This window comes from Pseudomonas sp. PDM02, from assembly GCF_014852285.1.
Lineage (GTDB): Bacteria > Pseudomonadota > Gammaproteobacteria > Pseudomonadales > Pseudomonadaceae > Aquipseudomonas > Aquipseudomonas migulae.
Map to the genome: position 1 here is coordinate 113,270 of NZ_JACVBL010000012.1, position 21,789 is coordinate 135,058.

At 59.3% G+C, this 21,789-nt stretch carries 22 protein-coding genes; 11 read left to right on the forward strand and 11 right to left on the reverse strand.

The features are described 5' to 3' along the window. Positions 1-186 precede the first annotated feature (186 nt). A complete protein-coding gene (locus IB245_RS21430; protein ID WP_008032148.1) occupies positions 187-813 on the forward strand; it encodes a response regulator transcription factor in 627 nt (208 codons plus the stop codon). Between the two features lie 90 nt (positions 814-903). Here the strand turns inward: IB245_RS21430 and IB245_RS21435 are convergent, their stop codons facing one another. The 8 genes from IB245_RS21435 to metG form a co-directional block, all read right to left on the reverse strand. Continuing rightward, complete coding sequence (locus IB245_RS21435; protein ID WP_007898493.1) at positions 904-1,083, reverse strand: PA3496 family putative envelope integrity protein; 180 nt, start codon at positions 1,081-1,083, stop codon at positions 904-906. Positions 1,084-1,190: 107 nt separating this feature from the next. Continuing rightward, a complete protein-coding gene (nth, locus tag IB245_RS21440; RefSeq protein WP_008032146.1) occupies positions 1,191-1,829 on the reverse strand; it encodes an endonuclease III in 639 nt (212 codons plus the stop codon). Between the two features lie 25 nt (positions 1,830-1,854). Continuing rightward, positions 1,855-2,364, reverse strand: coding sequence for an Rnf-Nqr domain containing protein (locus IB245_RS21445; RefSeq protein ID WP_192228582.1), 510 nt, complete (start codon positions 2,362-2,364; stop codon positions 1,855-1,857). Beyond that, positions 2,357-2,971, reverse strand: a complete 615-nt coding sequence (locus tag IB245_RS21450; RefSeq protein ID WP_192228583.1) for an RnfABCDGE type electron transport complex subunit G — start codon at positions 2,969-2,971, stop codon at positions 2,357-2,359. Before IB245_RS21450 ends, IB245_RS21445 begins: the two co-directional genes overlap by 8 nt. Then, positions 2,968-3,957, reverse strand: a complete 990-nt coding sequence (locus IB245_RS21455) for an RnfABCDGE type electron transport complex subunit D (RefSeq protein ID WP_192228584.1) — start codon at positions 3,955-3,957, stop codon at positions 2,968-2,970. The genes IB245_RS21450 and IB245_RS21455 overlap by 4 nt, the downstream gene beginning before the upstream one ends. Next, the gene (rsxB, locus tag IB245_RS21460; protein ID WP_192228585.1) at positions 3,944-5,164 is read right to left on the reverse strand and encodes an electron transport complex subunit RsxB; all 1,221 of its coding nucleotides are present in this window, start codon (positions 5,162-5,164) and stop codon (positions 3,944-3,946) included. Before rsxB ends, IB245_RS21455 begins: the two co-directional genes overlap by 14 nt. Then, entirely contained in the window at positions 5,161-5,730 is a 570-nt protein-coding gene (locus IB245_RS21465) for an electron transport complex protein RnfA (protein WP_192228586.1), read from the reverse strand. The genes rsxB and IB245_RS21465 overlap by 4 nt, the downstream gene beginning before the upstream one ends. 129 nt (positions 5,731-5,859) lie before the next feature. Further along, positions 5,860-7,911, reverse strand: a complete 2,052-nt coding sequence (gene metG, locus IB245_RS21470; protein WP_192228587.1) for a methionine--tRNA ligase — start codon at positions 7,909-7,911, stop codon at positions 5,860-5,862. 267 nt (positions 7,912-8,178) lie between these two features. Here metG and apbC point away from each other — a divergent pair, with 267 nt between their 5' ends. After that, the gene (gene apbC / locus IB245_RS21475; RefSeq protein ID WP_008036460.1) at positions 8,179-9,273 is read left to right on the forward strand and encodes an iron-sulfur cluster carrier protein ApbC; all 1,095 of its coding nucleotides are present in this window, start codon (positions 8,179-8,181) and stop codon (positions 9,271-9,273) included. 120 nt (positions 9,274-9,393) lie between these two features. On the opposite strand, the gene IB245_RS21480 is transcribed toward apbC, so the two are convergent. After that, positions 9,394-10,152: an SDR family oxidoreductase gene (locus IB245_RS21480; protein ID WP_192228588.1), complete on the reverse strand. Its 759-nt coding sequence runs from the start codon at positions 10,150-10,152 to the stop codon at positions 9,394-9,396. A gap of 164 nt (positions 10,153-10,316) precedes the next feature. On the opposite strand from IB245_RS21480, the gene IB245_RS21485 reads away from it, so the two are divergent. From IB245_RS21485 to groL, 4 genes are all read left to right on the forward strand, one after another. Continuing rightward, a complete protein-coding gene (locus IB245_RS21485; protein WP_192228589.1) occupies positions 10,317-11,048 on the forward strand; it encodes a HugZ family protein in 732 nt (243 codons plus the stop codon). A 66-nt stretch (positions 11,049-11,114) separates the two neighbouring features. Further along, positions 11,115-11,591 (forward strand): FxsA family protein, encoded by a 477-nt coding sequence (locus IB245_RS21490; protein WP_008032127.1) that lies wholly within the window; start codon positions 11,115-11,117, stop codon positions 11,589-11,591. Between the two features lie 247 nt (positions 11,592-11,838). Beyond that, on the forward strand, positions 11,839-12,132 hold the full coding sequence (locus IB245_RS21495) for a co-chaperone GroES (protein ID WP_008032125.1): 294 nt from the start codon (positions 11,839-11,841) through the stop codon (positions 12,130-12,132). Between the two features lie 49 nt (positions 12,133-12,181). Continuing rightward, positions 12,182-13,825 carry a chaperonin GroEL gene (gene groL, locus IB245_RS21500; RefSeq protein ID WP_008032122.1) on the forward strand — a complete coding sequence of 548 codons (1,644 nt, stop codon included), beginning with the start codon at positions 12,182-12,184 and terminating at the stop codon, positions 13,823-13,825. Positions 13,826-13,993: 168 nt separating this feature from the next. Here groL and IB245_RS21505 read toward each other — a convergent pair whose 3' ends face one another. Further along, a complete protein-coding gene (locus IB245_RS21505; protein WP_192228590.1) occupies positions 13,994-14,737 on the reverse strand; it encodes a phosphatase PAP2 family protein in 744 nt (247 codons plus the stop codon). A 219-nt stretch (positions 14,738-14,956) separates the two neighbouring features. On the opposite strand from IB245_RS21505, the gene colR reads away from it, so the two are divergent. The 5 genes from colR to IB245_RS21530 all read left to right on the forward strand — a co-directional run bounded on the left by colR (position 14,957) and on the right by IB245_RS21530 (position 18,679). Continuing rightward, a complete protein-coding gene (gene colR / locus IB245_RS21510; RefSeq protein ID WP_008032118.1) occupies positions 14,957-15,640 on the forward strand; it encodes a two-component system response regulator ColR in 684 nt (227 codons plus the stop codon). Continuing rightward, the gene (locus tag IB245_RS21515; protein WP_008036469.1) at positions 15,630-16,910 is read left to right on the forward strand and encodes a sensor histidine kinase; all 1,281 of its coding nucleotides are present in this window, start codon (positions 15,630-15,632) and stop codon (positions 16,908-16,910) included. Before colR ends, IB245_RS21515 begins: the two co-directional genes overlap by 11 nt. Positions 16,911-17,062: 152 nt before the next feature. Beyond that, complete coding sequence (locus IB245_RS21520; protein WP_192228591.1) at positions 17,063-17,731, forward strand: class I SAM-dependent methyltransferase; 669 nt, start codon at positions 17,063-17,065, stop codon at positions 17,729-17,731. Between the two features lie 4 nt (positions 17,732-17,735). Then, positions 17,736-18,449: a lipopolysaccharide kinase InaA family protein gene (locus IB245_RS21525; RefSeq protein WP_192228592.1), complete on the forward strand. Its 714-nt coding sequence runs from the start codon at positions 17,736-17,738 to the stop codon at positions 18,447-18,449. A 2-nt stretch (positions 18,450-18,451) separates the two neighbouring features. After that, entirely contained in the window at positions 18,452-18,679 is a 228-nt protein-coding gene (locus tag IB245_RS21530) for a hypothetical protein (RefSeq protein ID WP_032832295.1), read from the forward strand. 76 nt (positions 18,680-18,755) lie between these two features. Here IB245_RS21530 and IB245_RS21535 read toward each other — a convergent pair whose 3' ends face one another. After that, positions 18,756-21,782, reverse strand: a complete 3,027-nt coding sequence (locus IB245_RS21535; RefSeq protein WP_192228593.1) for a multidrug efflux RND transporter permease subunit — start codon at positions 21,780-21,782, stop codon at positions 18,756-18,758. Between the last annotated feature and the right edge of the window lie 7 nt (positions 21,783-21,789).

Here is a 21,789-nt window from a genome sequence, read left to right on the forward strand (position 1 = left end):
AAATATCATGAGACAGATAAAGTTTCTGGCGCGCTGTGTTTCAAGATTTTTTGTAAGATTATTCCGCGATGTTTGTAGGGAATGTCTCTCGGTGTGGGTGGCCGGGGGGAGCGGCATGCCATGGGTGAAACGACTAGGCTATTGTGCGGGCTCTAAAAATTCGAACAGCGAAAATTGGACTTGCCCATGAATAAAGTGCTGATCGTGGATGATCACCCCGTCATTCGTCTTGCGGTACGTATGCTGATGGAGCGTCATGGCTACGAAGTCATTGCAGAAACAGATAATGGCGTGGATGCATTGCAACTAGCTCGTGAACATATGCCGGATATTGTCATCCTGGATATTGGAATACCCAAACTGGATGGGCTGGAAGTCATTGCACGTCTGGCATCGGCAGCGATGCCAATGAAAGTACTGATATTGACTTCACAGGCTCCTGGACATTTTTCGATGCGTTGCATGCAATCCGGTGCTGCAGGATATGTTTGCAAACAACAGGACCTCACTGAGTTGCTCAGTGCAATAAAGGCGGTATTGTCGGGCTACAGTTACTTTCCCAATCAAGCCTTGCATACCGTGCGCTCCAGTCTGGGGAATGCCAGTGAAGCCGATATGGTGGATCGTCTTTCGGGGCGGGAGATGATGGTCTTGCAACAGTTGGCCCGTGGCAAGACCAACAAGGAAATTGCCGATGGAATGTTCCTCAGCAATAAAACCGTCAGTACTTACAAGACGCGGCTGTTGTTGAAACTCAATGCGCGGTCCCTGGTTGACCTGATCGAACTGGCTCAACGCAATGGGTTGGTATGACTGGGCCAGTGCTTGACGGGGCGTAAAGAGTGGGCGTTTTCAAGGTTTCGCACCTAGTAAAAAGCCTCCGTTTCGGGAGGCTTTCAGGTGTCATAGGTCAAAATCGTAATCGGCCAATTGCTTTTGCAGTCGGCGCTCCTCCAGCAGATTGTCGATGGTGCGGCGTTTGCTCAGGTTGGTCTTTGCCACTTCAACCACCGGTTCCGCGTCATCGGCCTCAACGGGTGTGAAGTCGTCTTCTACGTCCAATTGCTCTTTGCCAGTGCTCATAAGGTTAACTCCAGGCTAAGACTGCCTTTGGCGCTCCTTATATCGATAATCGCCTCGCGGGTAAAAAAGATTTTTTCAATCGATAAATCAAAAAACCTAATAGCGCCTCAATCGTCCGAAGTCTTGTGCTTGTATTCGCACAGGTCTTCTATCCGGCAACTGCCGCAGCGAGGCTTGCGAGCCAGGCAAACGTAACGCCCATGAAGAATCAGCCAGTGATGGGAATCGAGCAGATATTCCTTCGGCACGAACTTCATCAGTTTTTTCTCGACCTCGACCACATTCTTGCCGGGAGCGATGCCAGTACGATTGCTGACCCGGAAAATATGCGTGTCCACGGCCATGGTCAGTTGGCGGAAAGCAGTATTGAGCACCACGTTGGCAGTCTTGCGGCCGACACCAGGCAACGCTTCGAGCTCTTCACGGGTCTGCGGCACTTCCCCGCCATGGCGTTCCACCAGCAAGCGGCAGGTTTCGATTACATTTTTTGCCTTGCTGTTGAACAGGCCGATGGTCTTGATGTACTCGGACAGACCTTCCACGCCCAGGGCGTAAATCGCCTGCGGCGTATTGGCCACCGGGTAGAGCTTGGCGGTGGCTTTATTGACGCCGACATCGGTCGATTGTGCCGAGAGAATCACCGAGATCAGCAATTCGAATGGCGAGGAGTAGGCCAGTTCGGTCTTCGGCTCCGGGTTGTCTTCATGCAGCCTGCGGAAAATTTCCAGACGTTTTGCGGCATTCATGGGCAGTGCGTTTCCTCGAAAGCGATCAATGTGAGGGATTCGGGCGGGGCCAGGCTTGCCAGGCGGCGATCAGCAGGCCCAGCAGAATGAATCCGCCAGGTGCCAACGTGGCCAGGCGCAAGCCTGCGTCGCCGAGGAGTTCGCGCAGCAGGCCCAGGCCGACCATCAGCGCGCCGAACAGGACACACAGGCGCAGGCGCTCACGCCATGCACTCTGGAAAAAACCGGTGTGTTCCAACACGACGCACTGCAAAGCGATCAGTGCTGCATAAAACCCCGAATGCTGGTGCCATTGAAGTGACCAGACCTGCGCGGCGAGTTCTGCACAACCGGTCAGCGTGGCCGCCAGCAGGACGCCTGCGAACAAGCGAGCCGCCGGGATCAGTCGGGATCGCAAGGCAGCCATGCTCGCACCAAACGCACTGATCACCACGATGAACATCAGCCATACACCCAGTGCGGTCACTAACGAGTCAGTGGCGCCGATCAGCGGCGCGAGCATCAGCGAGTTCTGTAAATTCGCGGACTTATTCATGGAGGAGGTCGCTCCCGATCAGCTGACGCGAGTGTTCATCGAAGTAGCGCAGAGCCTCGTGGATCGCATTGATCACGGCTCTGGAGGTAATAGTCGCGCCAGCGATTTGATCAAATTGACCCTGATCCTTTTTCAACGCCCAACCGCTGTCGGCGGGTTCATTCAAGGATTTGCCAGTGAACGCCTGAAGCCAGGTATTGGGCCAGTCGGCGATACGCGCACCCAGGCCCGGGGTTTCCGATTGTTTCAGGGTCTTGACCCCCAGCAACTTGCCGTTCGCGTCAATGGCGATCAGCAAATCGATGGCGCCCGCATACCCGATCGTCTGGCTGCGCAGCAGGACCGCAACGGGTTGGCCGGCCTTGGTGGCGAGGTAGCCGCCCAGCAAGGTGCTGTTGGTCAACGCCAGGTTACCGAGCTGCAGCGGCTGCTCCAGCGGTTGATTGTCGTAACTGTCGGAAGGCAGCAGATCGAGCAGGTTGCGGCTGTCGATCCGTCGTTGTTCGGCTGCGATACGTGGCGCGCTGCTGTACTGCACAAGGTAGGTCGCGCCAATCCCCAGGCTTGCCAGCAACAGCAGAATCACAACGCTCGACGTTCGGCTCATGGCGAAATCGGCTCCTGCCTGGACGCGACAAACCGCTCCAGCGCCGGCACGCAAAGATTCATCAACAACACTGCAAACGCAACGCCGTCCGGATAGCCGCCCCAAGTGCGAATCAGGTAAGTCAGCAATCCCACGCCCGCGCCGAACAGCAGTCGGGCACCTGGGATTTTTGCGCCGGACACCGGCTCCGTGACGATAAAGAATGCGCCCAGCATGCTCGCGCCCGTGAGCAGATGAAACAGGGGGGAACCATGGGAGTCGGAGCCCGAACCGTTCCAGCACAGCAGGCTGATGACGAACAGGCTGGCAAGCATGCCCACCGGCGCATGCCAGCTGAACACCTGCCGTTGCAGCAGAAACAAACCGCCCGCCAGAAACGCCAGGTTGACCCATTCCACGCCGCGTGCGCCGAAGTGACCGAACGCCGGATTACCGGCGAAGAGTTCGTCCATGGTCAGGCTTTTGTTGATTCGCAAGCTGTCCAGCGCCGTGGCCTGGACCCACGCATCCGGCGTCTGGCTGAGGCTGAAACCGAACACTTGCTGCAGGCCACCGAGCAGGTCCATGCCGTGGGACGACGGCCAGTGAGTCATTGGTTGGGGAAAGGTCACCAGCACCAAAGCGAAACCGAGCATCGCCGGGTTGAACGGGTTTTTCCCCACGCCGCCATACAGTTGTTTGCCGAGCAGTGCGAATGCCGCGGCGCAGACCGTCAGCCACCATGGGCAATACGGCGGCAAAGCCAGGGCCAGCAACGTCGCACTGACCAGCGCGCTGCCATCGCTCAAGGTCGGTTTGATCTGGCGTTTGCGCAGCCATAACACGGCCGCTTCAACGGCCAGCGCGGTAACGCCGGCCAGGATCAAATTGATCAACACGCCCCAGCCATACAACCAGAACAGCACCAGCATCCCCGGCACGGTGGCCAGCAACACCAGCTTCATGGCCTGCTGAAGGCGCTCGTCGACCGATTCAAGGGGCGACATAGGCATCCACCTGGCGCTCGGCTTCTTGCAGGCGGGCGCGCGCCTTGTCCAATAACTCAGCGGGTGTGTCGGTGCGACGTTCGAGTTTGCTGACATCCGCGCGAGCGTAGGCCAATTCGGTTTTCAGCTGTCGAAGCTGGCTGTCGATGGGGCGTTTTTCGATACGCGCCAGGTCAGGTAAAGGCTGCTCGCTTGCAGTTTCTGCCGCGTGCAGGGCTTTTTCAGCGTCGCCGAGTGCACGCTCCAGGGCTTCGATCTGCTCGGCCGGCGCGTCACTGGTTTGCGCTTTCTTGAGTTCGGCGCGGCGCATGGCCAACTGTATTTTTGCCCGCTTCAGCTCCGCGTCCTTCACTGGCGCCGCAGGCGCAACGGCGGGTGGTGCGCTGTTTTCCAACTGCGCCAAGGCGTGTTCAGCGGCGTCGAATTGCTGTTGCAGGACGATCAGTTGCGACTGCTGTTCGAAGGTCGGCGGATGGCCGAACGCCTTGAGCGATTTGTTCAGTTGTGCGCGGCTCATCGCCAGATCGATTTTGGCTTTTTTCAACGCCGCGTCGGCATTGGCCGCTTTCTGCGCACGAACTCTCTCCAGTGCGGCTTGAACCGGGTCGAGCGTTGTCACTTCACTGTGCTGCTGTTGCGCGGCGCGATGTGCCCGGGCCTGACGCTCGGCGAGTTTCTGTTCTTCTTCGCGGTGCAAGCGGGCGTTGCGCTGTTCAAAGCGACGCCGGGCGTGATTGCGTTTGGCGGTACGCGCCTGTTGTTCTTCAGGGCTGAACGCCAGGCCACCGACAATCGGCAACACCGTGGCCAGCGGCAACGGCCGCATTTCGATGCAGTCCACCGGGCAAGGAGCCACGCAAAGGTCGCAACCGGTGCATTCGTCGATGATCACCGTGTGCATCAATTTCGCTGCGCCGACGATGGCGTCTACCGGGCAGGCCTGAATGCACTTGGTGCAACCGATGCACTCGGCTTCGCGGATGTAGGCGATTTGCGCCGGGGCCGAACCGCGACTGACGTCCAGCTCCAGCACCGGCACTTTCAGCAATTGAGCCAAGGCTGCAATGGTTTCGCTGCCGCCGGGCGGGCACTTGTTGATCGGCTCGCCGCTGGCGATGCCTTCTGCGTACGGCTTGCATCCCGGATGGCCACATTTGCCGCACTGGGTCTGCGGCAAGAGGGCGTCGATGCGTTGAATCAGACTCATGTTTTGATCAGTCCGCTGAAACCGAGAAAAGCCACTGCGATCAGTCCGGCGCCGATCAGGTCGATCGGCAGGCCGCGAAAGGGCAGGGGGACATCGTTATCGAGGGTGCGCTGGCGCAAGTCGCTGAACAGACTCAGCACCAGCCAGAACCCCAGCCCGGCGCCGAGGCTCAGGGCTGTGGCGTGGAAAAATCCGTGGTTTTCCTGGGCGTTGATCAGCGCCAGACCGAGCACGCCGGCATTGCCGAGCAGCAGCGGCCAGAGCCCTTCGAATGAAAGCGTCGAAAACACCTTTGCCAGCAGCTTCAGCACTGGGGTGATCAACAACACGCTCAGGGGCAGAAACGCGAACAAGCGCAGCGAAGTCAGCTCCAGCGGCGCCAGCAGCCAGTAATAGAGTGCGTAGCCGAGCATTCCGACGATCAGCATCAGGCACGTCGTCGCAATGCCCAGCGCATGCACCTGACGGCGCTCGGAGCCCAGCAGCGGATCGACGCCCAGCGGCCAGTGCAACACGACGTTGTTGATCAGGGCAGCGCTGATAAGCGTAAGAAGCATCTCGGTCATGATCGTGCCGGAAGAAAGAAGCCTTGCTAACAAGGTTAGGCATTATCCGGCAAGGAAGGAGGGGGGGCCAGACATGAAAATCCCACAGTCGCGTCGGGCACGACTGTGGGATCGGTTTGCCGCAGGATCTTACTTGATACGCTGACCTGGCTTGGCACCGCTGTCGGGGCTGAGCAGGTAGATTTCTTCACCGCCAGGACCGGCTGCCATCACCATGCCTTCGGAGATACCGAACTTCATTTTCCGTGGCTTGAGGTTGGCGATCATCATGGTCAGGCGACCATCGAGCTTGGACGGATCCGGGTAAGCGCTCTTGATCCCGGAGAACACGTTGCGTTGCTCGTCACCGATGTCGAGGGTCAGGCGCAGCAGCTTGTCGGCGCCTTCCACGGCTTCGGCCTTGACGATCAGCGCAACGCGCAGGTCGACGGCGGCAAACGCATCGAATTCGATCTCCGGCGACAGCGGATCCTTCGCCAGTTCGCCGTTGCCGGCGGGTGCCGCGTCGCCGGTGTCGGTCTGGCTGGCGGTCAGGTCTTCTTTCGAAGCGTCGGTCATGGCTTGCACTTTCACCGGGTCGATGCGGGTCATCAGCGGCTTGAACTCGTTCAACTGATGGTTGCTGAGCAAGGTCGCGTGATCGGCCCAAGTCAGCGGCGCGACGTTGAGGAACGCCTCGGCATCGGCGGCCAACAGTGGCAGCACCGGTTTGAGGAAGATCACCAGTTGGCGGAACAGGTTGATGCCCAGCGCGCAGATCGTCTGGACTTCGTCGTGCTTGCCTTCCTGTTTGTTCAGCGACCAAGGCGCCTTGTCGGCGATCCAGGCGTTGGCGCGGTCGGCCAGGCCCATGATTTCGCGCATGGCACGGGCAAAGTCGCGAGCCTCGTAGGCTTCGGCGATGCTTGGCGCTGCGGCGAGGAAGGCTTCGGTCAGTTCCGGCGCGGCGTTACCGGCCACCAGCACGCCGGCGTTGCCTTTGTGGATGAAACCGGCGCAGCGGCTGGCGATGTTGACGACTTTGCCGACGAGGTCGGAGTTGACCTTCTGCACGAAGTCTTCGAGGTTCAGGTCGAGGTCGTCGACGCCACGTCCCAGTTTGGCCGCGTAGTAATAACGCAGGTATTCCGGCGACAGGTGATCCAGGTAGGTCCGGGCCTTGATGAAGGTGCCGCGGGACTTGGACATTTTCTGACCGTTGACGGTCAGGTAGCCGTGCACGTTGATGCCGGTCGGTTTACGGAAACCGGCGCCTTCGAGCATCGCTGGCCAGAAAAGGGCGTGGAAGTTGACGATGTCCTTGCCGATGAAGTGGTACAGCTCGGCGGTGGAATCCTTGCCCCAGAACGCATCGAAATCCAGTTCCGGCGTGCGGTTGCACAGGTTCTTGAAGCTGGCCATGTAACCGATTGGCGCGTCCAGCCAGACGTAGAAGTACTTGCCCGGCTCGCCTGGAATTTCGAAACCGAAGTACGGCGCATCGCGGGAGATATCCCACTGTTGCAGGCCGGCATCCAGCCATTCGGCGATCTTGTTGGCGACGGCGTCTTGCAACGTGCCGCTGCGGGTCCAGGTTTGCAGCATTTCCTGGAAGTCCGGCAGTTTGAAGAAGAAGTGCTGGGAATCCTTGAGCACCGGGGTGGCGCCAGAGATGGCCGACTTCGGATCCTTCAAGTCAGTCGGTGCGTAGGTCGCACCGCATTTCTCGCAGTTGTCGCCGTACTGGTCTTCGGTGCCGCATTTCGGGCAGGTGCCCTTGATGAAGCGGTCGGCCAGGAACATTTTCTTTTCCGGGTCGAAATACTGCGTGATCGAGCGCGTGGCAATGTGCCCGGCGTCGCGCAGCTTCAGGTAGATCTGGCTCGACAGCTCACGGTTTTCTTCGGCGTGAGTGGAGTGGAAGTTGTCGAAGTCCACCAGGAACTCGGCAAAGTCGGCGCTGTGTTCAGCCTGGACGTTGGCGATCAGTTGTTCCGGGGTGATGCCTTCCTTTTCCGCGCGCAGCATGATCGCCGAACCGTGGGCGTCGTCGGCGCAGACATAAATGCATTGGTTGCCGCGGTGCTTCTGGAAGCGCACCCACATATCGGTCTGGATGTATTCCAGCATGTGGCCAAGATGGATCGAACCATTGGCATAGGGCAGGGCGCTGGTGACGAGGATCTTGCGTGGCTCGGACATGGGGCTCGGCTACTTGATGAAACGGAGGTCGGCCACTATAAAGCGCCGGCGCATATTTTTCACCCCGTGCGCCTGTTTCATTGGATGACTGACGTGGATTCATGCGATGCGCCGCGTTCCTGCAGGAGCCCGGCTTGCCGGCGATGGCGCCTTCTAGTCAGCTATCGTCGGAACGCCGGCTCCTACAGATCTTTTCAACATGCCGCCAAACGATCAGAACAGGTACGATACCCGCCTGATTTTCCAGTCTTGCTATCGGAGTTGCCCATGAGCGCCGTCAATCGCGCAGCGGTGGAAGCCGTCCTTCGCCAATACACCGACCCTTACCTGAACCAGGACCCGGTCAGCGCCGGGTGCGTGCGCAACATCGACATCCAGGGTGATCGCGTCAGCGTCCAGCTGGAGTTGGGTTACGCCGCCGGCCTGTTCAAAAGTGGCTGGGCGCAGATGCTGCAGATGGCCATCGAAGGCCTCGACGGCGTCACCAGCGCCCGCGTTGATATCACCAGTGTGATCGCTGCACACAAGGCTCAGGCACAGATTCCGGGCCTGGCCAACGTCAAGAACGTCGTGGCCGTGGCGTCCGGCAAGGGCGGCGTGGGCAAGTCCACCACCGCCGCCAACCTCGCGTTGGCCCTGGCCCGCGAAGGCGCGAAGGTGGGGATTCTGGATGCGGACATTTACGGTCCGAGCCAAGGCATCATGTTCGGCATTCCCGAAGGCACCCGACCAAAGGTCAAGGATCAGAAGTGGTTCGTGCCGATTGAGTCCCATGGCGTCGAAGTGATGTCCATGGCGTTTTTGACCGACGACAACACGCCGATGGTCTGGCGCGGGCCGATGGTCTCTGGCGCACTGTTGCAACTGGTGACACAAACCGCCTGGGGCGATCTGGATTACCTGGTCATCGACATGCCGCCAGGCACCGGCGACATCCAGCTGACCCTGGCGCAGAAAGTCCCGGTGGCGGGCGCTGTCATCGTTACCACCCCACAAGACCTGGCGTTGCTGGACGCGCGCAAAGGCGTGGAGATGTTCCGCAAGGTCAACATCCCGGTGTTGGGCGTGGTGGAAAACATGGCGGTGCACATCTGCTCGAACTGCGGGCATGCCGAGCATCTGTTCGGTGAGGGCGGTGGGGTGAAGCTGGCCAATCAGTACGGCGTCGAGCTGCTGGCGTCGTTGCCGCTGGCGATGGCCATTCGTGAACAGGCCGATGGCGGCAAGCCAACGGTCATTGCCGAGCCGGACAGCCCGATCGCGCTGGTGTATCAGGAACTCGCCCGCCACGTCGGCGCGCGGATCGTGTTGCAGGAAGCGGCGACCCCGGCGATGCCGAACATCACCATCAGCGACGATTAAACGCGATCCAATTGTGGGAGCGAGCCTGCTCGCGATAGCGGATTAACATTCAACGGATGCGTTGACTGGCACACCGTTATCGCGAGCAGGCTCGCTCCCACATTGGTTTTGCGGTGTTGGTTAGATGCGCAACCCGCCATCCATTTCCAGGATCCGGCCGGTGTAGTAGTCGTTCTCGAAAATGTACGCCGCCGAATGGGCGATCTCTTCCGGCTTGCCCATGCGCTTGAGCGGAATCCCGGACGTCATTTTCTCCAGCGCTTCAGGCTTCATGCCCAGCGTCATCTCGGTCTCGATAAAGCCCGGTGCAATGCCCGCAACGCGGATGCCGTAACGCGCCAATTCCTTTGCCCAAGTGACGGTCGCCGCAGCAACCCCGGCCTTGGCCGCCGAGTAGTTGGTCTGGCCGACGTTGCCGGCGCGGGAGATCGACGAGATGTTGATGATCGCGCCGATATTCTTCAGCTCGACCATTTTCGCCGCGACTTCGCGGGTGCACAGGAACACGCCGGTCAGGTTGACGTCGATGACCGCCTGCCATTGGGCCAGGCTCATCTTGGTCATCTCGCCGTCCTTGACCTTCAACAGCAGCCCGTCACGCAGGATCCCGGCGTTGTTGATCAAGCCATGGATCGCGCCGAAATCTTCGGCCACCTGGGCGACCATGTGCGTCACTTGCTCTTCATTGGCCACGTTGCACAGGTAGGCGCGGGCCTCGACGCCCTTGGCCTTGCACGCGGCAACGGCGTCATCGAGCTTTTCCTGGTTCAGGTCAACCAGCGCAAGCTTCGCGCCTTTGCCGGCTAAATACTCGGCCATCGAACGGCCTAAACCCTGGCAACCGCCAGTGATAATGATTACTTTGTCAGTGAGTTGCATTCGCGTGCCCCAGTTGCAGGTTGGAGTGGTCTTCCTTCTAGAGAGCCTCTCGATCTGCACCTGATGTGGCCTGGCTGCACATGAGAACTGCCCCGATGGCGGACTGGAACTTTCAGCAGTCACCTGTCCGTTTTTTCGACGGATTCTATATAAGGAGTCATAAATTGAGCGTTGAAGCGGCCAAGAATGCCCGAGAATTGCTTCTCAAGGAATACCGCGGAGTGCTGTCGACGCACTCCAAGGCGATGCCCGGTTTCCCGTTTGGCTCCGTGGTTCCTTACTGTCTGGACGAGCAGGGCCGGCCGCTGATCCTGATCAGCCGCATCGCCCAGCACACCCACAACCTGCAGAAAGACCCGAAGTGTTCGCTGTTCGTCGGCGAGCGCGGGGCCGAAGACGTGCAAGCGGTCGGCCGCCTGACGTACCTCGCCGAAGCAGAAAAACTCGAGGACGTGGCTGCGATTGAAGCGGCCGCCGAGCGCTACTACCGTTACTTCCCGGATTCGCAGAATTACCACAAGGCCCACGATTTCGATTTCTGGGTGCTCAAACCCGTGCGTCATCGCTACATCGGCGGCTTCGGCGCGATTCATTGGGTCGATCAACTGACGTTGGCCAATCCGTTCGCCGGCAAGGCCGAGGTGAGCATGGTCGAGCACATGAACGCCGATCACGCCAAAGCCATCGCCCACTACGTCGAACTGGCGGGGCTGCCGAAAACCGAGCCGGCGCAACTGGCCGGGATCGACACTGAAGGCATGCACCTGCGCATTGGCCAGGCGCTGTACTGGTTACCGTTTCAAGCCCCGTGTAATACGCCGACACAAGTTCGGGAAGCCTTGGTTTTCCTGGCTCACGCCGAACATTGGCCGAAAAATGAAGTGGCCGGCGCTTGAATTCACGATAGGGCGACGTCATCTAGGGAAGACTGGCAAGGCATTCTTGCGTTGAGGAACCATTTGATGCGCCCTTTTTTATTGCTCTTTGTACTGTTTCCGGTGTTGGAGCTGTTCGTATTCGTCAAGGTCAGCGGTGCGATCGGGTTTTTCCCGGCGCTGCTGCTGGTCATTCTCGGCTCGATGCTCGGCGTGTTCGTGCTGCGCATCGCCGGCCTGGCAACTGCGCTGCGTGCGCGTGAAAGTCTGAACCGCGGCGAACTGCCAGCCCAGACCATGCTCGAAGGCCTGATGCTGGCCCTGGCCGGTGGTCTGTTGATTCTGCCGGGCTTCGTCACCGACGTGCTGGGCCTGATCATGCTGCTGCCGATCTCGCGTCGACTGCTGGCCAATAAAATGCGCCAGCGCGCCGAAGAGGCGGCGATCCGTCAGCGTGCGTTCGCCGATGATCTTCAGCCGCGTGGCGGTCCTGCCCCACGCGAGCCGTTGGGCCGAGAGCCGAACGTGATCGAAGGCGAGTTCGAACACCGCGATTCCAAGTAAATCGTTTCACCTGCACGGCACCTTCGGGTGCCGTGTTCGTTTTCGGGGCATCAACGTAAAAAATTTCGATCCGCGCCCTTGTAATAAGCTTATGCGCCCTTATGTAACGGTCACCGCAAGGTTTCTGGCAATCACGCCAGACAGACTTCCGCGGTTCGCTTGACGAACCGCACCCGGCACCGCCGGATTTGTTAAACCCGCCGGGACTACACCGGCCGATGAAAACCACAATTAGGAGAGATCGACAATGAAGCTTCGTCCTCTGCATGACCGCGTCGTCATCCGTCGCAGCGAAGAAGAAAAGAAAACCGCTGGCGGTATCGTCCTGCCAGGTTCGGCTGCTGAAAAAGCCAACAGCGGCGAAGTGCTCGCTGTAGGTACCGGCCGCGTGCTGGACAACGGTGAAGTGCGTGCGCTGGCCGTGAAAGTGGGTGACAAGGTTGTGTTCGGCCCGTACTCCGGCAGCAACACCGTGAAAGTCGACGGCGAAGACCTGTTGGTAATGGCTGAGAACGAGATTCTCGCTGTTATCGAAGGCTGATTCCCCGCTCATTTTCCCGCTACTACAAAGTATTTAAGGAATATCGATCATGGCTGCTAAAGAAGTTAAATTCGGCGACTCCGCCCGCAAGAAAATGCTCGCCGGTGTAAACGTCCTGGCTGACGCAGTAAAAGCGACCCTGGGCCCTAAAGGCCGTAACGTGATCATCGAGAAGAGCTTCGGCGCTCCGACCATCACCAAGGACGGCGTGTCCGTTGCCAAAGAAATCGAGCTGAAAGATCGCTTCGAAAACATGGGCGCGCAGCTGGTCAAAGACGTTGCCTCCCGTGCCAACGATGACGCAGGCGACGGCACCACCACCGCTACCGTTCTGGCTCAATCGATCGTCAACGAAGGCCTGAAAGCCGTCGCTGCCGGCATGAACCCGATGGACCTCAAGCGCGGTATCGACAAAGCGACCATCGCTATCGTCAAAGAGCTGAAAGCCCTGTCCAAGCCATGCGCTGACACCAAGGCAATCGCTCAGGTCGGCACCATCTCGGCCAACTCCGACAACTCCATCGGCGACATCATTGCCGAAGCCATGGAAAAAGTCGGTAAAGAAGGCGTGATCACCGTTGAAGAAGGCTCGGGCCTGGAAAACGAACTGTCGGTTGTTGAAGGCATGCAGTTCGACCGTGGCTACCTGTCCCCGTACTTCGTCAACAAGCCAGAGACCATGACTGCCGAGCTGGACGGTCCGCTGATCCTGCTGGTCGACAAAAAGATCTCGAACATCCGCGAAATGCTGCCAGTACTGGAAGCCGTTGCCAAAGCCGGCCGTCCACTGCTGATCGTGGCCGAAGACGTTGAAGGCGAAGCCTTGGCGACTCTGGTTGTGAACAACATGCGTGGCATCGTCAAAGTCGCAGCCGTCAAGGCTCCAGGCTTCGGCGACCGTCGCAAGGCCATGCTGCAGGACATCGCTGTTCTGACTGGCGGTACCGTTATCTCCGAAGAGATCGGTCTGAGCCTGGAAAGCACTACCCTGGAACACCTGGGTAATGCCAAGCGCGTAATCCTGTCGAAAGAAAACACCACCGTGATCGACGGTGCCGGCGTTGAGGCTGACATCCAGGCTCGCGTTCTGCAGATCCGTCAGCAAGTGGCCGACACTTCGTCCGACTACGACCGTGAAAAACTGCAAGAGCGTCTGGCCAAGCTGTCCGGCGGCGTTGCAGTGATCAAGGTTGGCGCTGGTTCCGAAGTTGAAATGAAAGAGAAGAAAGCCCGCGTTGAAGACGCCCTGCACGCTACCCGTGCAGCCGTTGAAGAAGGCGTGGTACCTGGCGGCGGCGTGGCACTGGTTCGCGCTCTGCAGGCTATCTCCGAGCTGAAAGGCGACAACGATGACCAGAACGTTGGCATCCAGTTGCTGCGTCGCGCTGTTGAAGCGCCACTGCGTCAGATCGTTGCCAACTCCGGCGACGAGCCAAGCGTTGTTGTGGACAAGGTCAAGCAGGGTTCGGGTAACTACGGTTACAACGCTGCCACCGGCGAATACGGCGACATGATCGAAATGGGTATCCTGGACCCGGCCAAAGTGACTCGTTCGGCTCTGCAAGCGGCTTCGTCGATTGCCAGCCTGATGATCACCACCGAAGCCATGATCGCCGAGATCAAGGAAGACGCACCAGCTGGCGGCGGCATGCCAGACATGGGCGGTATGGGCGGCATGGGCGGCATGATGTAAGCCAGCCTTACCCCGTACGAAAAAACCCCGCCTGCGAAAGCAGGCGGGGTTTTTTATTGCGTGCCGGAAAGTTGTATTGCTTTTGAGGGCCCCTTCGCGGGCAAGCCTCGCTCCTACAGGTTAATCGCTAGACCTGTAGGAGCGAGGCTTGCCCGCGAAGGCGTCAGATCAGGCGCTGACCGGTTGCGTCTTGGTAACCCGTTCAACCTTGGAGGCCGGTCGATAAAGGATGTAGTAATACGACCCCAGACAAATCAGCCAGCAGAAAATCGCTGTCCACACGTTGTGCGAGAAAAAATGCGCGCCCTGCAGCATCCGGCCGATGGAAAACACCGTGCCCAGCGCAAACGCGAACACCAGCGCCTTGCGCGCCAGACGCGGACGTCGGTCGCGCAGCACGAAAAACAGCGCAAACAACGTGAAACCGGTGGCGGCATGACCCCCCGGCCAGCAACGGCCGGGTTTTTCGGTAGGTGGGCGCGGGCTGAGCAGTTCACTGTAGGTTTCATGACCGCCGAATTGCTCCAGGCTCCATGGGCATTGAACCGCGGTCACCGCTTTGACGGGCGTGACAAAAGAGGTCGCCAGGCCAAGGGACAGCACCAGGCAGCCCAGTTCCCGTTTGAACGGTTTGAGCCGGTCGATGAAAAAGGCGCCGATGAAGCCGAAGATGGCCAACACTGAAAACGCGATGACCACCTGTTTGGCGCGGTCATGCAGGATGTTTTCGAGGAAGTAACTGTGCCGTCCGATGAAATCCCCCGCAGCCGGGTCGTAGAACATCCTCGCCAGGTCCATGTCCACGGACGTCAGTTCGAGCAGCACCAGAATGATCGCCGCAACGGCGGGCACACCCAGGCACACCCAGAAGTTCAGAGGGCGAGAGGCGGGGCGGGCAGTGGTCGAAACCATGGCAGTTCCTTGGTCGGTTAAATGTTCTTGAGAGCGCAGCCGCGCGGAGTTTGGGCCTGTTTCTGTCGCTGCCGTGTGAACCGATAGTGAAAAAATCGTCAACGTCACACCGGGTTTATCAATGGGTTTGGCCACTGCACACAGTTCTGGCTCTGCGCCACGCCAGGCCTTAAGCTGCGCGGGCCAAGACGGCCGTTACTGTGTACGGAGGAGGTGCCCATGCGAATTCTATTGGTTGAAGACAACCGCGATATCCTGGCCAATCTGGCCGATTACCTGGGGCTCAAAGGCTACACCGTGGATTGCGCGCAGGACGGTTTGTCTGGCCTGCACCTGGCGGCCACCGAGCACTACGACTTGATCGTGCTCGACATCATGTTGCCCGGCATCGACGGCTATACCCTGTGCAAACGCCTGCGCGAAGACGCTCGCCGTGACACCCCGGTGATCATGCTGACCGCTCGCGATCAACTGGACGACCGGCTGCAAGGCTTCAAGTCCGGGGCCGATGATTACCTGATCAAACCTTTCGCCCTGTCTGAACTGGCCGCGCGGATCGAAGCGGTGATGCGCCGGGCGCAGGGCGGTGGTCGTCGTACCCTGCAGGTCGGCGATCTGAGCTACGACCTCGATACCCTGGAAGTCACCCGCGAAGGGCGCTTGCTGAAACTCAACCCGGTCGGCCTGAAACTGTTGGCCGTGCTGATGCAGAAAAGTCCGCACGTCTTGCGCCGGGAAATTCTCGAAGAAGCCCTGTGGGGCGATGACTGCCCGGACAGCGACAGCCTGCGCAGCCACGTCCACCAATTGCGTCAGGTGATCGACAAGCCGTTCGCCAAGCCGTTGCTGCAAACCGTACACGGTGTGGGTTATCGCTTGGCCGAGGGCCGTGATGGAGTTTAAACAGAGCCTTGCTCAACGGATCATCATCGCCTTTGCGCTGATGAGCGCATTGGTGGCAGGCGCCTTCGCCATGGGCATTGTGGCAACCGTGCACCTGGTGGAAGAAAAACTGATTTCGGCAGGTCTGGGTGGCGATCTGCAACGTCTGTTGTTGATGGACAGTGTCTCGGACTGGAGCCATCGCCCCGAACCAGACCAGCTGTTCTACTTCAGCGGCGGGCCGGGCGATTTCGACTTGCCCAAGGATTTGCGTCATCTGGAGCCGGGTTTTCACGAGGTGTTCCGGGAGCAGCTGTCGTATCACGCGATGGTCGAAGTCGTCGACGGCCGGCATTATGTGCTGCTGCAAGACCAGAGTGATTTCGAAGAGCGTGAGCGGGTGCTGTTCGCGGTGGTGCTGGTGGGCTTCGTCTTGAGCCTGGCGTTGGCGGTGTTCCTCGGCTGGGTCCTCGCGCGTAAAGTGATGGCGCCGGTGGTGCGCCTCGCTCGGCAGGTGCGTCACCGCGATCAGCTCCTGGGGCTGGCGCCCCCGTTGGCACCGGACTACGCCGCTGATGAAGTGGGCGAGCTGGCGGTCGCCTTCGACGCCACCCTCGGGCGCTTGCGGCAGGCATTGACCCGGGAGCGATTGTTCACCAGCGACGTCAGCCACGAATTGCGCACGCCGTTGATGGTGCTGGCCAGTTCCTGTGAGCTGTTGCTGGAAAACCCCGGCATCGACCAGCGGGGTCGGGCTCAGGTTGAACGAATCGCCCGCGCCTGCGAAGAGATGCGTGAGCTGGTGCAAACCTTCCTGATGCTGGCCCGCGCCCAACATGAAGACGCCAGCATGGCGCCGCAGCAGTCCTTGAGCCAGGTCGCCGGCGGGCTGCTCAATTTATGGCGAGAACCGATCGAGGCAAAAGGGCTGTCGCTGATATTTGAACCGGGCAATCCGGCCAGCACCTGCTACAACGCAACCCTGTTGCACGCAGTCATGGGTAACCTGCTGCGTAACGCGCTGCATTACACCGAACGAGGCTTCATCCGCTTGACGCTGACGACCGCCGGTTTCACGGTCGAGGACAGTGGTGTGGGCATTCCCGAGGAAAAACGCGAGGCGATGTTCGAGCCGTTCGTGCGTGGCAACGAGAAACGCGGTGAAGGCCTGGGGCTGGGCCTGTCGCTGGTGCAGCGGATCTGCGAGAACCAGGGGTGGAATGTCAGCCTGACGAATATGGAGCCCAATGGCTGTCGTTTTCAGGTGACGTTGAGTCAGCGCGATAGTTGATTTCGTTGGTGGCCCTCGGCCACTGCCATCAACCTGTAAAACCTCGAAATAAATCGGGGTTTTACACCACGATTTTTTCACGAAGGCATGACCTGGCGCTGACACACCATTCCTTAGGGTAGTGGTCATCAGAAACGCAGGAGCCCTTCGTGATGGCTGGCCCGATCAAACTTGATTTTTCCGAAAAATACGACGATCAACACGCTCAGAAATACCTGCGCAAACATCAGGACGGACTCGGTCGCCGACTGTCCCATTGGCGTGACGAGCAACTGGCGCGCAAGGCTTTGACATTGGCCGGTGAACCTGGCCTGGTTCTCGATTTACCCTGCGGTGCCGGGCGCTTCTGGCCACTACTGGCGGAAAAAGCCAATCGGGTGATTATCGGTGCGGACAACTCCGAGTCCATGCTGAAAATCGCTTTGAAGGCGCAACCGGCCGATGTGGTGAAACGGGTACAACCCTTGCACACATCTGCGTTCGACATTGCCTTGCCTGATAACGCCGTCGACAGCATTTTTTGTATGCGTTTGCTGCACCACATCGGTGAAGCCGAGCATCGACTGGCCATTCTGCGTGAGTTCGAACGCGTCACGCGTGACAGCGTGATTATTTCGTTGTGGGTGGACGGCAATTTCAAAGCCTGGAAACGCAGGCGGCTTGAAAAAACACGTGGGCATCTCGGTTACCAAAACCGATTTGTGTTACCGGCGGCTACGGTCGAAAAGGAGTTCGAGCAGGCGGGTTTTCGAGTCCAGGAACAACTGGACTTTTTACCGCTCTATGCCATGTGGCGGGTTTATGTATTACGCAAGAGGTAACTCAATGGCAGTGCAGTGTGCAGCAGAAACGGACGTCGCTTCCCAAGACCGCTTTGACTATTTCTGGAATCAGCGCGGTGAGTGGGTTGAAGAACCCAACGTCCGTCGTGGCGGCGAAAGTGGCGTGCAGCGTATCAAGAGCAGCAAGGGACAACTGCTCTACGTCAAACGTCAGACCGGACATATCTATCGGAGTTGGCTGCATCCTTTCGGTCGGCCGACGGTGTTGCGTGAGCGAGATGCGCTCATGGGCATGCGCCTGATCGACGTGCGCGTTCCGGAGATTGTTTTCTGCGGTGCGCAGCATGACCCGGTTCACAAGTGGCGCGCATTGCTGGTGACCAAGGCACTGGACGGTTTCGAAGAAATCGAACACTGGTATGCAGGTGGTGGTCGCGAACGTCATGGCGAGGCGGTGCATGATCGGGTCCTGAAGGATCTGGCCGAGAATCTGGCTCGCATGCACAAGGGCCGCTGGCAACACGGCTGCCTCTATATGAAGCACGTATTCGTACGCGTCACTGGTGAGGGCGAGGCCGCCAATGTCGAGATTGCCATGCTCGATCTGGAGAAGAGCCGGAAGCGTTTGACCGCCCGTCGCGCCGCTACCCATGACATGCGGCAACTGCGCCGCCACTCGTCGTTCAGCGACACGGACTGGAAAAATCTCGTCTACCTTTATGAGACGGCGTTTGGCAGCGCTATCAAAGGTTTATAGCAATGAAACTCGAAATTGCTAGAGGTTTGTTCCTGATAGGAGCCTTGGCAGTTGCTTCACTGGCGGTGGCGGCTTGGGAGCAGCCCCGCACGCAGGTCCTCAGTTCAGTGAGCGGGGACGTGCGTTGTCCGATGCCACGGGTTGCGAAGGCGACCGTTGCAACCCAACCCGATCATGATCTATTGCTGTTCATGTTCGGACTTTCTCAAGGACTGAGGCCGCAGAGTTGACCAGATTGAAGCCCAAATAAAAGGCCTCGCAAATGCGAGGCCTTTTTTATGCCCGTTATTGTAGGAGCGAGGCTTTTTATGGTTTATCGGGTTTAGCCAGCAACGTGTACACGCACGGCAGCACAAACAGCGTAAACAGCGTCCCGATCGACATCCCCGTGGCGATCACTGTGCCGATGTCGAACCGGCTGACAGCGCCCGCGCCCGTGGCGATGATCAACGGCACCATGCCAAATACCATCGCCGCGGTGGTCATCAGCACCGGACGCAGACGAATGGCCGCTGCTTCCTCAACCGCTTCGCGCGGCGTCAGGCCCTTGTCCTTGCGCAACTGGTTGGCGAACTCGACGATCAGGATCCCGTGCTTGCTGATCAATCCGATCAACGTCACCAGCCCGACCTGGGTGTAGATGTTCATGCTCGACCAGCCGAGGAACAGCGGAATCAGAGCGCCGCAGATCGACAGCGGCACGGTCACCAGAATCACCAGTGGGTCGCGGAAGCTTTCGAACTGCGCCGCCAGCACCAGGAAAATGATCGCCAATGCCAAGGCAAAAGTGACCCACAACGCACTGCCTTCCTGCACGTACTGCCGCGATGCGCCGGCATAGTCGACGGCAAAACCTGCGGGTGCCTCTTCCCGGGCAATCTGACGCACCGCGTCGAGGGCTTCCCCCATGCTCACCAGCGGGACCCCGGACAGGATCGCCGAGTTGAGCTGCTGGAACTGATTCAGTTGCCGTGGGCGTGCCCGGTCGGTCACGGTAATCAGGGTCGACAGGGCCAGCAGTTCGCCCTTGGTGTTTTTCACGTAATAGTTGTTCAGCCAGTCGGGGTTGTCCCGGAAGGGCCGTTCGACCTGCGCGATGACTTTGTAGCTGCGACCTTCAATGGTGAACCGGTTGATCTCCGCCTCGCCCAGCAACGTCGCCAGCGTGCCGCCCAGATCCTGCATGGACACGCCCATTTGCGCGGCCTTCGCCCGATCGATATCGACCACGACTTCGGGTTTGTCAAAGGCCAGGTCAACGTCGACGAAGGCAAACTTGCCGGACTCCATCGCGCGTTTTTTCACCCGGTCCATCACTTGCAGCAACGACTCGTAATTGTTGGCGGTATTGACGACGAATTGAAACGGCAGCCCTTCGCCGGTTCCCGGCAGGGAAGGCAGGTTGAAGCCGAAAATCTGCAACCCTGGAATGCTTTCCAGTTTGCTCTGGACCGCAGGCAGGATCTGCATTTGCGTGCGCTCACGCTCGTTCCACGGTTTGAGCAGGAAACCGCCAATCCCCGATTGCACGCCGTTGAAGCCGTTGATCTGGAACGAGGAGTAGTACTCGGGAAACGCCTTGAAGATGCTGACGAACTCGTCGGTGTAGGTGTTCAGGTAATCAAGGTTGGTCGGCTGCGGGGCGCTGGCCAGCATGAAAATGACGCCCTGGTCCTCGTCCGGTGCCAGTTCCGATTTGGTGAAGTTGAGCAGCACCGGAATCAGGCACAGCACGATCACCGCGAACACCAGCACCACCGGCCGCGTGTTGAGCGTGCCGTGCAGCATGCGCTGGTAGCGGCGCTTGAGACCTTCGAAAATCAGGTCCAGCCGATGAGCGAGGCCGCTGGGGTTTTCGTCGTGGCGCAGCAGAAAGGCGCACATCATCGGCGACAACGTCAGGGCGACGATGCCGGAGATCACCACCGCACCGGCCAGTGTCAGGGCGAACTCCTTGAACAGCGCCCCGGTGAGGCCGGTCAGGAAGCCGATCGGGGCGTAGACCGCCGCCAGGGTGATGGTCATCGAGACCACCGGCATGGCGATTTCCCGGGCGCCTTCAATGGCGGCGTCCAGCGGCCTCTTGCCTTCTTCAATGTGACGGTGGATGTTTTCCACCACCACGATGGCGTCGTCCACCACCAGGCCAATGGCCAATACCATCGCCAGCAGGGTCAGCAGGTTGATCGAGTAGCCCATCATCTGCATGAAGAACATCACGCCGATCATCGACAACGGAATCGTCACCACCGGGATCACCACCGAACGCAGCGCACCGAGGAACAGAAACACCACGACGATCACGATCAACACGGCTTCGAACAGGGTTTTCACCACTTCGTCGATCGAGGCCTGGATGAACAGCGTGGCGTCGTAGGCAATTTCACCCTTGAGGTTCGGCGGCAGCTGGGCTTCCAGGTCCGGCATGATCTTGCGCACTTCCTTGATCACGTCCAGCGGGTTGGCGCCGGGCGTTGCCTTGATGCCGATGTACACCGAGGGCGTGCCACCGAAGGAGCTGATGGTGTCGTAGTTTTCCGCACCCATCTCGACCCGCGCGACATCGCTGAGCAGCACCCGGCTGTCACCGTCGACCTTGAGCGGAATCGCGGCGAAGGCTTCGGCGGATTTGAGCTCGGTGTTGGCGTTGATGCTGGTGACCACGTACTCGCCTTTCACTTCGCCGGCGGCGGAGAGGAAGTTGTACTTGCGCACGGCATCGGTCACATCGCTGGCGCTGAGGCCGAAACCCGCCAGTTTCACCGGGTCCAGCCACAGGCGCATGGCGAATACCTGGTTGCCGAGAATCTCGGCCTCGGCCATGCCCGGCAGGGTCGCCAGTTTTGGCTGGATGACCCGTGACAGGTAATCGGTAATCTGCGGGTTACTCATTTCCTTGCTGAAGAAGCTGATGTACATCAGCGCCGACGCATCGGCGGCTTCCTTGCTCAGTACCGGGTCTTCGGCGTCCTGAGGCAACTGGTTTTTCACTTCGTTGGCCTTGGCCAGCAGCTCGGTGAACAAGCGGTCGCTGTTGGAACCGATGCGCGCGTAGATCGAGATCACCGAGAAGTTCTGACGACTGACCGAGGTCATGTAGTCGATGCCCTCGGCGCTCGCCAGGCTCTGTTGCATCGGTTGGGTGATGTAGCCCTGAATGGTTTCGGCGTTCGCCCCGGGGTACGCGGTGGTCACCGTGATCAGGGCGTTTTCCATTTGCGGGTATTGGCGTAGCGGCAGCTTGCTCCAGGCCTGAAAGCCCAGCAGCACAATCAACAGGCTGACCACGGTGGCGAGCACCGGGCGGCGGATGAACGGGTCGGTAAAAGCCATTGGGGGT